Here is a 12260-nt window from a genome sequence, read left to right on the forward strand (position 1 = left end):
CGCTAAACACGGGGGCTGCGCGGCGGACACGCCGACGTCACAGCTACTGCCACGCCATTTTTGCAGAACTTGACGCACACAACTTAGGGCGGCTTTGATCGGAACGAGATTTTTCTCGCCGAATAGTGGGTGAATGTACCGCCTTGGAGATGGTGAGGCCCGATATCGGAACGGCAAAAATGGGTCGAATTCGGTCGTTCAGAGTGTTTGGTTTTTGACCCTAGAGCATTCTGCCTAATGGTGTTACTTGGCACCGCAGAAATGCGGCTAAACAACAGATAGAGCAGGATGCCTCGTCATTTGAACGCATCCTGGGGTGTCGCTTCATGCGTTGATAGGATCAAGATCAGCACGGCGCGAAAAAGGCGGGAATTTCCCGCCTTTTCATGTTCCATTGTCGTCTGATCAATGCAAGCGGCCGCTGGCGTGGGCCAGCATGGTGTAGACCTTGCCGGTATCCGACGTCAGGTAGGTCTGCGCCATGATGTTGTCGCGGTCGTTGCGCGACACGTCTTTGAGCAGCTTTTCGAAATCGTCGCAGTAACGATCGACAGCAGCGCGGAACTCCGCCTCCGACTGATATTTGCGGCGGATCTCGTCGAACGTCTGCTGGCCCTTCAGCGTGTAAAGACGGCGCGTGAAGACGTCGCGCTCGCCGCGCCGGTATCGGTTCCACAGCTCGATCGAGGCATCGTGATCGATGGCTCGGGCGATATCGACGGAGAGCGAGTTCAGCGATTCCACGACATGAAGCGGCGAACGCGGAGCGGGAGCCGGGCGCGGCGCTTCGGCAGGCGCCGCCGGCTTGGCGTCGTCTTCGCGCGATGCACCGGTCAGGAGGTCGCGCACCCAGCCGCCTTGCGGCGTGCGGCCGTTGGGGTCGCGCTGGCGCAGCGCTGTGTCTGCGGGACGCTCGAGGTCGAGCGTGCCGCGCAGCGCCGTCTCGCCCGAAGGCGCCTGCGGTGCACGGCGCTGTTCCGGAGCCGGAGCCGGGCGGCGTGGCGGCTCGGCGGCGCGTGCGGCAGGCGCTTGCGGCGCCGGACGCAGGTTGCGCTGTTCCGAACTGTCGGCGCTGCGGCCAGATTTGGCAACGATTTCAGAAAGTTCCTTCAGCGCGTTGATCTGCTCGGAAACGGCACGGCGGATAGCCGTGGTTGATTCCTTTGCCTCTTCCGGCATCTCGATGACGCCTTTCTTGAGCTCGGCTCGGGTGAGGTCGAGCTCGCTCTTGATCGAGCCGGCGGTGCGCCGCATTTCCTCGGTCGCATCGGCAAAGCGCTTGGTAGCCGAATCGACCACTTCGGAAATCGCGGCACGGATCTTGTCGGCGGATTCCAGCGTCTTGCCTTCGGCGTTCTGCAGCGTCTGGCCGACCAGATTCTCGAACGAGCGCATGACCCTTTCGAGATCTTCCGACTTCTTAACAAGGCCGACGGCGAGGTCCTCCAGCGACGATTGCCTTTCGAGCGTGTGCTCGAGGTTGCTCTGGGCCGAGCTCAGCAGATCCGAGGCGCTGGACAGCAACCGGCTGTGCTCGTCGAACTTGGTGGCGATAGAGGCAACCTCGCGCAAGGTCGAGGACGACAGCTCGGTGAGCCGCGTCGTGTTCGAATCGACAAGGCGCGCCGAGCTGGCGAAAGTCTGGGCGGTCTTTTCCGTGGTCGCCGCGAAGCTTTGCGTGCTCCCAGTCAGGCGTTCGTCGACCTGGCCGAGATTGGTCGCCGCCTGCTCGATCAATTGACCGAGCTGCGAGCTGGAGGTGGTCATGCGGCCGATGAGGTCGGCAACGCTGTCGGCAAGCGTCGAGCGCGCGCCTTCGACGGCCGACAGAGTTTCGGCCGTGCGGCTGGCGAGGGCGTCGACGAGGGCGGCGTTTTGAGTGCGCAGCTTCTCTGTCGCACGTTCGGTGACCTCTTCCATGCTCTTTTGCAGCTCGGAGCCGCCCTGGGCGAAGCGCTCGACCAGAGGCCGTGCCGTCTCGTCCAGGATTTTCGATATTTCGGCCGAACGTGCCGCAAGCATCGTACTGAGCTCGCGAGTATTGGCACCGATGGTCTTTGCAGCGTCGTTGGTGCTCTGGCCGATATGCTGGCCGACCGCGGTGAAGGTTTCGGCGATCGTGTTGGCACGCGAGACTAACTGCGCCTCGGCGTTCGAGACCTGTTCGTTGAGCTTTTGGCCCATTGTCTCGGCAGTGTAGGCGAGGCGGTTCTCGACGCTGGCGACCTGCTCCTCGACGCGGGCCGCTGTGGCGGCAGCACTCGATGCCAGGCGTTCGTCGGCACCGGCAAGCAGCTGCTCGATTTCACGGGCATGGACGGCGAGTTCCTGGCCAGTCTGCCTGGCGCGTTCGGCAACCCGCTGCTCGGTGCTGGTGAAGGCACCGACAATGTTGTCGGCATGTTCGCCGATTGCGGTGCTGCTGTCGGCGATACGGGACACCAGGCGATGATCGGCCTCCTCGAAGATGCGGCCGATCTCGGACGCACGTGCCGAAAGTGCTTCGGAGCCTTCGGCAATGCGCGAAATAAGTTGCTGGTCGGCGGCATCGAAAATGCGGCCGAGATCCGACGCACGTGCCGCGAGAGCTTCGGCGGATTCGCCGATGCGCACGCCCAGCCGCTCGTCAGCTGTTTCGAAATTGCGCAAGATGTCGCCGGCACGTGCAGCCAGCGACTGGGCCGTTTCGATGGCGCGAGAGACCAGCCTGTGGTCCGCCGCGTCGAAGGTACCGGCAATCTCACTTGCTCGGGTTGCCAGCTGATCGGCCGTCTCCTGGGCGCGCGCGAGCAAGGTGTTCGACGTGTCGTCGGCGCGGGCAATCAGTGCGCTCGACGTATCCTCGGCGCGGGCGGCGAGGCGACGATCCGCCTCCTCGAAGGTGCGGGCGATGTCCTCCGCCCTGGCGAGCAGAGCGGCCGAGGTCTGCTCGGCGCGCTCGGCGATCTTGCGGTCGGCATCGCTGAATGCAGCGCCCGCCTGCTCATGCAGAGCGCTGGTGACTTCCATGACCTTCTCGCGCAGCGCCCCGGCGACGAAGACCGCGCTTCTTTCGAGCACACTGCGAACGTTGTCGACACCCGTCGACAGCGCCCGCTCCATGGTGCTGGCGCGCTCCTCGATGATGCCTGTCTGCCGGCTGAACGCCTGCTCGATCTTTTCCACGTCGGCAGCGATGGCATCGGAGATGTCGGTGCTCCTGGCGGCGATCTGGTCGATATGGCCGGACAGCGAACGGTCGACATCCTTGCGCGTGTCGGCGAGCCTGGAGAGATCGTCCTGCAATGCGCGGGTCAGCATGTCGCGGCCCTCGGTCAGCTTGCCGACATGACCGGCGACAATCTCGTCGACCTCGCTGCGGCTCAATGCAAGCCTCTCCAGATCGGCTTCCAGAGCGCGCCTGAGGATGTCGCGGCCTTCGGCAAGCTTCTCGACCTGGCCGGCAACCAGCCCATCGATGCTCGAGCGGCTTTCGGCCAGCTTGGCGAGATCGTCCTCGAGCGCCTTCGACAGGGTCGAGCGGTCCTGGACGAGCTTCTCCGCGTGGGTAGCGACAAGGCTGTTGACGTTGCCGAGATCGGCCTCTAGGGCGCGCGAAAACTGTGCGCGATTGTCGGTTAATAGCTGCGACTGGTCGGCGATGGCGCCCCTGATCGTGTTGAGATCGGCCTCCAAAGCGCGTTTGAGGATGTCGCGGCCTTCGGCCAGTTTCTCGACCTGGCCGGAAACCAGCCCGTCGATGCTCGAGCGGCTTTCGGCCAGCTTGGCGAGATCGTCTTCCAGCGCGCGCTTGAGGATGTCGCGGCCCTCGGCCAGCTTCTCGACCTGACCGGAAACCAGCCCGTCGATGCTCGACCGGCTTTCTGCCAGCCTGGCGAGATCGTCCTCGAGCGCCTTCGACAGGGCCGAACGGTCCTCGGCGAGCTTGTTCATATGTTCGGAGACGACGCCCCGCACGGTCTCGAGATCGGTCTCCAGTGCGCGCGACAGCTGACCGCGATCCTCCCCCAGCTTCTCGGATTGACTGGCAATGACGCCCTTGACGGTGCTCAGATCGGCTTCCAGAGCGCGTTTGAGGATGTCGCGGCCCTCTGCCAGTTTTTCGACCTGGCCGGCAACCATCACATCGATGCTCGAGCGGCTTTCGGCCAACTTGGCGAGATCGTCTTCGAGCGCCTTCGACAGCGTCGAACGGTCTTCCGCGAGCTTGTTCATGTGATCGGAGACAACGCCGCGCACAGCCTCCAAGTCGCTCTCCAGTGCCCGTGACAGCTGGCCACGGTCTTCCGCCAGCTTTTCGGACTGGCCAGCGATGACGCCCTTGATCGCGTTCAGGTCCGATTCCAGCGCGCGCTTGAGGATATCGCGGCCTTCGGCAAGCTTCTCGACCTGGCCGGCAACCAGCCCGTCGATGCTCGACCGGCTTTCGGCCAGCTTGGCAAGATCGTCTTCAAGCGTCTTCGAAAGCAGGCTGCGATCATCGGCGAGCCTGCCCGAATGATCGGCGATCAGACCTCTGATGTCGGACAGGTCGTTCTCGAGCGACTGGGAAAGACCGCTGCGGTCTTGCGCCAATTTCGCCGAATGGGCCTCGATGAGGCCATTGATGCCGGCGATGTCGGATTCCAGCGCACTGGCGAGTATGGCGCGACCCTCGGCGATCTTTTCGACTTGACCGGCGACAAGGCCGTCGATGCTGGCGCGACTGTCTGCCAGCTTGCCGAGGTCGGCCTCGAGCGCGCGCGAAAGAATGCTGCGGCCTTCGGCGAGCTTTCCGACGTGCCCGGCAACCATTTCATCAATGATCGTGCGGGCTTGTACGAGTTTTCCAGAGTCTTCGTTCAAGGCCTGGGCGAGCCGGTTGCGGCCCTCTTCAAGGCTTTCTAGATGGCTGCCCAGCGAAGCGTCGATCGCTGCACGCGATTCGTTGACCTTGCGCAGATCCTCTTCAAGGGCGCGCGAGATCAGGCCGCGGCCTTCGGCAAGCTTCTGCACCTGGTTGGTCACCGCCGCATCGATTTCGGCGCGGCCCTCGGCGAACTTCGCCAGATCGGCCTGCATTGCCGCCGCCATCCGGTCGCGGCTTTCGGAAAGTTTGCGGCTGTGGTTTTCGACGGCTTCCTCGATGCCGGCGCGAGCATCCGCAAGCCGCTGGATGTCCGTATCGAACGATCGCGATACGACATGGCGCGCCGCTTCCATGCGCCCGGCGAAATCGCCGGCGCGGGCTTCGAGCATGGTCGAGGTCGATGAGATGATGTCGGCCATGTCGGCGCCGATCTGGGTCTTGCCCTGATCGATCATCGCCGACAGCGTCTCCTTGCTATCCTGGAAGGTGTGGGCGATTTCGCGCGCGCGCTCGACCAGCGTCTCGTTGATCTGGCGTGCGCGAGCCTCCAGCGCGGCGTTGAGCTTCTGCGTACCGGTGTCGAGCGCCTCGGCGCGGGTCTGGAACTCGCTGATCAGCGCCTGGCCACGTTCGGCAAGCGTCCGCTCGATGCCGTTGAGGCTGGCTTCGAATTCGGAATTGAGTGTGCGCGCGGCACCGCCGAGCAGCGACACCATGCCGGTCGTGCGGTCGTCGAGCAGGTCGGTCAGCGACCGCGTCAGGCCATCGGTGGTGTCCGTCAGCTTGGCGATGCGGGTGTCGAGCAGGCTGGCGAAGGCCTCGCCCGACGTCGACAGCCGGTCGGTGATCGATTCGAGCCGGCCTTCCACCGAATCGAAGATCGACATCGAGCTCCCGTTGATCCTGTCGATCAGCGTGTCGCCGGATTCGTTGATCGTCATCGACAGCTTGGTCGAGGCGTTGAGAATGCTGTCGCGAATGATATCGCTGGCGGCGTTGATCTCGTCCTTCAGCGTCTCGTGGGCACCGGTGATCGAGGCGCGCACACGCTCGGCATGGGTGACGACCGCTTCGCGCTCGCTGCCCAGCCCGTCGACCAGCGAGCGGATGCGGGACTCGTTCTCCGAATAGGAGCGCTCGATCTGGTTCACCTCGCTGTGAACCAGCGTTTCGAGCTCGACGGCGCGCGCAAGCGTGCGTTCGATGCCTTCGCCCATGGCCGCCACCTCGCGGCGAACCGCTTGGCCGATCATCATGACGCGATCCTGGGCAAGATTTTCCGGCTCGGCCAGACGGAAGGCCACCTCGGTCATCGACTGCGCGGCAAGGCGCATCTCCTGAGCGCGGCGAATCATCACTGCGAATGCCCAGAACAGGATGACGGGCACGATTGCCGCGACCGCCAGGCCGATCAGCTCGGGACGGGCGAAAAACTGATCGAAGGTGCGGATGTTCCAGATGCCAGGTCCGAACAACAGGTTCGCGAGGCCACCGGCGCCGGCGATCCAGGCCAGCGAAACAAAAGCCACGACCCAATAGATCGTGTTCGAGGCGCGCCGGTTGAGGGTGTGCAGGAGCGTCTTATAGTCTTTTTGACGATCGTCGTTGGCCGGCGAGAAAGCTGGCGGCTGCGAGCCATTGCGCGTTGCGACAGGACGCAACTCAGCCGGCTTGGCTTTTGGCGCGGGATTTAGGTTCTGGCTTTGATTGGCGGCGGGTGCTGCATTCTGGGCCTGGTCGGGGGCAGGCGCCTCGTTCTGGCTGCGGCCTTCGCGCGCCAGTTCGTCGGCGGCTTGCGATATCTGCGCTTCCAGATCTTCCATGGATGCCGCGATGTCGAAGTCGCCGCCGGCATCGCCGCTCAGATCGATATCAAGTGCCTTTTCGAGTTCCCTGGCTACGTCGCTGTCGAGCGTTTTTGTCGTCGTTGGTTTCTTCGCCATGCCTTCGCTACCCTCTACAAGCTGCCGCGGGACTTATGGTTGTGCTTATTGATTCTGCCTAGCGTGTCCCGCGCAGGAGGCTGAAAATGGACCTGTCGTATCGTAATGACACAGCGGGGTAAAGAAAACATGCATTCCGTCCGATACGTAAAACTTTAAATATAAGGTTAACACAGCCGTGATTCCGGCGCCGTTATCGCGACATTTTTCCGGGTCAATCATTAACCCGTTGTCCACCGGATACGCCTATTTTTTGCGGCGGTCGAAGAACGGAGTCTCAAAGTGATACGTGGCGAAAACGGCATTGCCTTCTCGATGCCCGGCGGTGACGTGTCAGGGACAGCTGGGGCGCGGCCGATCGATCTGGCGCATCTTGCGCGCCAGACGATGGGCGATCGGAGCCTCGAGCAAGAGGTGCTGGCACTGTTCGTGCAGCAGGCGCTATCGGTGCGCGACAAGATCGTCGATGCGGATGTCAGGCAGCGGCTGCTACTGGCGCACGGGCTCAAAGGCTCGGCGCGCGGGGTCGGCGCCTTCGCCATTGCCGATTGCGCCAGTGCGATCGAATGCCGGCCCGACGACGCCAGCACGCTGAAGCGCCTTGGCTCACTGATCGAAGAAGTGCGCGACTTCGTCGCCGCCATCAGCCGATAGAACTTATTCCCAAAACGCCACGCAGCGGCGCTTTCGCGCCGCAGTTGACTTGTCTGGCAGAGTGATTATGTCGGCTCAGACTCCCTTCAGGTGACAAATGACCAAGCTGACCTTCATCGCCCATGACGGCACGCATTTTGACGTGGATGCCGAAAACGGCTCGACCGTCATGGAAAATGCGATCCGCAATGCGGTGCCGGGAATAGAAGCGGAATGCGGCGGCGCCTGCGCCTGCGCGACCTGCCATGTCTATGTCGACGAAGCCTGGACGGCGGAGGTCGGCGAGCCGGAAGCCATGGAAGAAGACATGCTGGACTTCGCCTACGACGTCCAGCCGAATTCGCGGCTGTCATGCCAGATCAAGGTGCGCGACGCCCTCGATGGGCTGGTCGTGCGCGTGCCGGCCCGCCAAGGCTGAAGCCGATTTTTGCGGCTGCCGCTTGGCAGCGGACCAATGGTCATGCAGTGTCGCGCCGTTTTCCCATAAAGGCGCATGCTTCATGACCGCTATCACCAAGACGGACGTACTCATTGTCGGGGCAGGGCCTGTCGGCCTGTTTGCCGTATTCGAGCTCGGCCTCTTCGACATGAAGTGCCATCTGATCGACATACTCGACCGGCCCGGCGGGCAGTGCGCCGAACTCTACCCGGAAAAGCCGATCTACGACATTCCGGGTTGGCCCTCGATCTCGGCGCAAGGTCTGGTCGACAAGCTGCTTGAGCAGATCGCGCCGTTCAAGCCCGAATTCACCTATAACCGCATGGTTTCGAGCCTGGAAAGGCTGGAGGACGGCAGCTTCCGCGTCACTACCGACGAAAACGAGGTGTTCGAAGCCAAAATTGTGGTGATTGCCGCCGGCGGCGGCTCTTTCCAGCCGAAGCGGCCGCCGATTCCAGGCATCGAACCCTATGAAGGCAAGAGCGTGTTCTACTCGGTGCGCCGGATGGAGGACTTTCGCGGCCATGACCTCGTCATCGTCGGCGGCGGCGATTCGGCGCTCGACTGGACGCTGAACCTGCAGCCGGTGGCCAAGAGCGTGACGCTGGTGCATCGGCGGCCCGAATTCCGGGCAGCGCCCGACAGCGTCAACAAGATGTATGCCATGCAAGAGATGAAGCAGCTGGAATTCCAAGTCGGACAGGTGACGGGCCTGACCGGCAGCGACGGCCAGCTAGCCTCCGCCACGATCAAGGGGCCGGAGGGCGATGTCGAAGTGCCGTGCACGCGGATGCTGCCATTTTTCGGCCTGACGATGAAGCTCGGCCCAATCGCCGAATGGGGCCTCAATCTCCACGAAAACCTGATCCCGGTCGACACCGAAAAATTCCAGACGTCGGTGCCCGGCATCTTCGCCGTCGGCGACATCAACTGGTACCCCGGCAAGCTGAAGCTGATCCTGTCGGGCTTCCATGAGGTCGCTCTAATGGCACAGGCAGCCAAGCGCATCATCAGCCCCGGCGAGCGCATCGTGTTCCAGTATACGACTTCGTCGACCAGCCTGCAGAAGAAGCTCGGCGTGGTCGACTGAAGCTCGCCGGATTTCACCAGGCCGGTCTACTCCGCCAGGGCTGGGGCCGAAGCCTCGGCATGGCCGCGAAGCGTTTTCTCCGGCATCAGCCAGAGCGTGATGAACGACAGCAGCAAGGTCGCGGCGGCGGCAAGAAAGATCATCACGAACGGCGTGGCTGAGGCGATATGGCCGGCCGTCTGCGTGCCTTCGCTGGCCAGCGGCAGCCCGTAACCAAGGGCGACGGCACCAAGCATGGCGACGCCAAGCGCACTGCCCAGCGAGCGGAGGAAGGTGAGAACGCCGGTCGCCACGCCAAGGTGCATGCGATCGACGGCGTTCTGGACCGAGACAGTGGCAACCGGAAAGGTCGTGCCTGTGCCCAGGCCTATGCAGGTCGTCAACACCTCGACAAGCAATAGCGAGGCATGCCCGGCGGCCAGGCTGAGCACGCCGAGGCACAGGATCGAGAAAACAGTTCCGACCATGGCAATGCGCTTGTAGTGGAAAAAGCGTGGGATCATTCGCGCGCTGAATGTCGCACCGGCCACCGTGCCGAGCATCAGCCCAAGCAACGCGGTGCCAGATTCGCTGACTGACAGGCCGACGACCGATTGCAGGTAGACCGGCAGATAGACCGACAAGCCGACATTGGCGGCCTGCAGCAGGAACATCGACAACGTGCCGGCGAGAACGATCGGATTGCCGAGCACTTCCAGCGAGATCAGCGGTTCGGCCGCGCGCATCAGCCGCAGCGCGAACGCGCTCCAGAACACCGCTGAGCAGGCGAGCAGTCCAAGGATTTCACGCGACAGCCACGGATACTCGCTGCCGCCCCAGTTCAAGGCAAGCAGCAGCAGCGAGGTGGCCGCGACCAGAAGCAGCGCGCCGAGGCCGTCGATGCGGTGATGTTTTGCGGCGATCGGCAGCTTCTTGAGCGGATTGTTAATGATCGCCATCGCCAGCAGGCCGAGCGGAATGTTGATCCAGAAGATCAGCGACCAATGCAGATGTTCGGCGAAGGTGCCGCCGAGCAGCGGCCCGGCGATGCTGGCGACGGCCCAGGTGCCCGAAATCCAGGCGGCGTAGCGAGCCCGCTCGCGCGGCGGCACGAGGTCGCCGATCACGGTCTGCGTCAGGGCGAAGAGCCCGCCGCCGCCGGCGCCCTGGATCGCCCGGCCGACAACCAGGACCAGCATGTTGGGGGCCGTGGCGCTGACCAGCGACCCGGCGAGAAAGATCAGGATTGCCGCATAGACGGTCGGCCGGCGGCCATAGATATCGGAGATCTTGCCGTAGAGCGGCGCCACTGCGGTCGCGGTCAGAAGATAGCCGGTTACGATCCACGGCAGATATTCGGCATGCCCGAGCAGACGTGCCATCGTCGGCATCGCCGGCGCGACGATGGTCTGGTCGAGCGCCGCCAGCAGCATTGACAAAAGCACGCCGCCGATGATGGCGTTTTTCTCGGTTTCGGTCAGCGGCGTGCTGGTTTCCACCATCGCTTGCTTGTCGATAGCCTGGTCCATATCCGTTCATCCATTATGCCTGCGTGCACTTCCGCGACGGGCTGGGAAGCATCTAGTACGCCGATTGGCGTTTGCCGGAGGCTGATCCCTGCGAACCTGGCATATGTCGTTCGCTATAGGCCGATTTCGACAGCGGCTCGAAAGTTTTTCGAAGCTGGCACTATGCTTCGCCAAATTGGCTTTGTTCCAAATTTGGCTTTGTCCGACGCGGAGTTCAGCCGGGAGCGAGCCGTCCATTCTCAATGCGCTCGATGCGATAGTGCAAAAGCCGCAGGATGCGGCTTTGGAAATTGACGCTTTCCACACGATCGAAGCGCATCTGGTCCTGGTCGTGCTTGGCAAGCATGGCCGCTGTAATTTTCGCGGCCTTGGCCTTGGCCAATTCGCAGGTCTTTTCAGGGTAGCTCGCCTTCAAGGCGTCTTCTAGTTCGCGGCCATGGTTCTTGGCAATCTCGACGTGGCGTTCCTCATGGCGCTTGATGTCGGAGGACAAAGTCTCCCAGAACAGCTTGACGCCTGCATCGGCTTTGCGCGGGCGGCGCCACTCGGGAAGGATAACCTTGACCTTGACGGTAACGGCAGCGTCGGCAATCCAGCACGAGCCCGGCTTTTGCGCATAACTGACGCGGGTGGTGAACGCCATCTGGGTGGCGCCGGGATGCCGCGACCCGGTGCTTTTCACCTGAGGCCCGAGTTTCGACAGCTGGGTCCCGATGTCATCGAGCGTCCTGCCGCCGATCGGGAAATAACTATATGTCTTGACGAGAGTCGTAGCGCCGGCCGGGAATGCGGTCAGAGCGAGCATCAGGGCGCAGAGGAGGGATCGTTTCATCGTGTTGCCTCTTTACCCACCTTGCTTTACCGCCGTCTCCGGCGCAACGGAATTGATCCCCGGTCATGACGTGGGATCGAACATGGTTGATGGGCAATGATGACAGGGCGATGGCAGCTGGCGCATGGGCGCCATCTTGACCTTGGCGGCAAGGCCATCGTCGTCGGCATCCTCAACGTCACGCCGGACAGTTTTTCCGACGGCGGGCTGTTCGATGCCCCGGAAAAAGCGGTGGACCAGGCGCGCCGTATGGTGGAGGAGGGAGCCTCCGTCATCGACATCGGCGGAGAATCGACGCGTCCCGGTGCCTCTCCGGTGTCTGCAAAGGAAGAGCAGGCCCGCATAGTGCCCATCATCGAGGCGCTCGCGACGTCTGGCGGAACGCTGATCTCGGTCGATACCTATCGCCAGGATACGGCGCGGCTTGCCGTCCAAGCCGGTGCACATATCGTCAACGACGTCTGGGGCCTGCAGCGCGAGCCGGGCATTGCCAGCGTCGCTGCCGAAACCGGCGCCGGCCTTGTCATCATGCACACGGGACGGGACCGGCAGAAACTGCCCGACGTGATTGCCGATCAGCTCTTCTTCCTCAGGAAGTCGCTGGAAATCGCGCAACGGAGCGGTGTTGCCGACGACCACATCGTGCTCGATCCGGGCTTCGGCTTCGCCAAGGAGACAGCCGCGGAAAACCTTGACCTGATGGCACGGTTTTCCGAGCTTCGTGCGCTGGGCTTTCCGCTGATGGCCGGCACATCGCGAAAGCGCTTTATCGGCACCGTCACCGGCCGCGACGCAGCGGCAAGGGGCGCCGGAACCGCCGCCACAAGCGTCATCCTGAGGCTCAAAGGCGCGCATCTTTTTCGCGTCCACGATGTCGCAATCAACGTGGATGCGTTGGCTATTGCCGATGCTATGCTGGCACGTGAGATCGGGGAAAGCTGAGCC

General features: G+C 62.9%; 7 protein-coding genes. 4 read left to right on the plus strand and 3 right to left on the minus strand.

From position 1 onward, the window contains the following. Positions 1-405 precede the first annotated feature (405 nt). Positions 406-6792: an apolipoprotein A-IV repeat region-like domain-containing protein gene (locus tag NKI50_RS11490; RefSeq protein WP_352716584.1), complete on the minus strand. Its 6387-nt coding sequence runs from the start codon at positions 6790-6792 to the stop codon at positions 406-408. 285 nt (positions 6793-7077) lie between these two features. Here NKI50_RS11490 and NKI50_RS11495 point away from each other — a divergent pair, with 285 nt between their 5' ends. The 3 genes from NKI50_RS11495 to NKI50_RS11505 all read left to right on the plus strand — a co-directional run bounded on the left by NKI50_RS11495 (position 7078) and on the right by NKI50_RS11505 (position 8975). Continuing rightward, complete coding sequence (locus tag NKI50_RS11495; protein ID WP_023717831.1) at positions 7078-7446, plus strand: Hpt domain-containing protein; 369 nt, start codon at positions 7078-7080, stop codon at positions 7444-7446. A gap of 97 nt (positions 7447-7543) precedes the next feature. Then, the gene (locus NKI50_RS11500; protein WP_006334837.1) at positions 7544-7864 is read left to right on the plus strand and encodes a 2Fe-2S iron-sulfur cluster-binding protein; all 321 of its coding nucleotides are present in this window, start codon (positions 7544-7546) and stop codon (positions 7862-7864) included. 82 nt (positions 7865-7946) lie between these two features. Then, positions 7947-8975: an NAD(P)/FAD-dependent oxidoreductase gene (locus NKI50_RS11505; protein ID WP_023717829.1), complete on the plus strand. Its 1029-nt coding sequence runs from the start codon at positions 7947-7949 to the stop codon at positions 8973-8975. A gap of 26 nt (positions 8976-9001) precedes the next feature. On the opposite strand, the gene NKI50_RS11510 is transcribed toward NKI50_RS11505, so the two are convergent. Continuing rightward, positions 9002-10483, minus strand: a complete 1482-nt coding sequence (locus NKI50_RS11510; RefSeq protein ID WP_352642077.1) for an MDR family MFS transporter — start codon at positions 10481-10483, stop codon at positions 9002-9004. Positions 10484-10697: 214 nt separating this feature from the next. Then, positions 10698-11315: a DUF922 domain-containing Zn-dependent protease gene (locus NKI50_RS11515; RefSeq protein ID WP_352642079.1), complete on the minus strand. Its 618-nt coding sequence runs from the start codon at positions 11313-11315 to the stop codon at positions 10698-10700. Between the two features lie 96 nt (positions 11316-11411). Between NKI50_RS11515 and folP the strand changes: the two genes are divergently transcribed. Then, the gene (folP, locus tag NKI50_RS11520; protein ID WP_023717826.1) at positions 11412-12257 is read left to right on the plus strand and encodes a dihydropteroate synthase; all 846 of its coding nucleotides are present in this window, start codon (positions 11412-11414) and stop codon (positions 12255-12257) included. Positions 12258-12260: the final 3 nt, after the last annotated feature.

It is taken from the genome of Mesorhizobium sp. M0563, assembly GCF_040321065.1.
Lineage (GTDB): Bacteria > Pseudomonadota > Alphaproteobacteria > Rhizobiales > Rhizobiaceae > Mesorhizobium.

Bases quoted from the DNA above. Each gene is read 5' to 3' on its own strand.
- NKI50_RS11515 (WP_352642079.1), bottom strand. From the start codon at position 11,315: ATGAAACGATCCCTCCTCTGCGCCCTGATGCTCGCTCTGACCGCATTC.
- NKI50_RS11510 (WP_352642077.1), bottom strand. From the start codon at position 10,483: ATGGACCAGGCTATCGACAAGCAAGCGATGGTGGAAACCAGCACGCCG.
- NKI50_RS11500 (WP_006334837.1), top strand. From the start codon at position 7,544: ATGACCAAGCTGACCTTCATCGCCCATGACGGCACGCATTTTGACGTG.
- NKI50_RS11490 (WP_352716584.1), bottom strand. From the start codon at position 6,792: ATGGCGAAGAAACCAACGACGACAAAAACGCTCGACAGCGACGTAGCC.
- NKI50_RS11505 (WP_023717829.1), top strand. From the start codon at position 7,947: ATGACCGCTATCACCAAGACGGACGTACTCATTGTCGGGGCAGGGCCT.
- folP (WP_023717826.1), top strand. From the start codon at position 11,412: ATGATGACAGGGCGATGGCAGCTGGCGCATGGGCGCCATCTTGACCTT.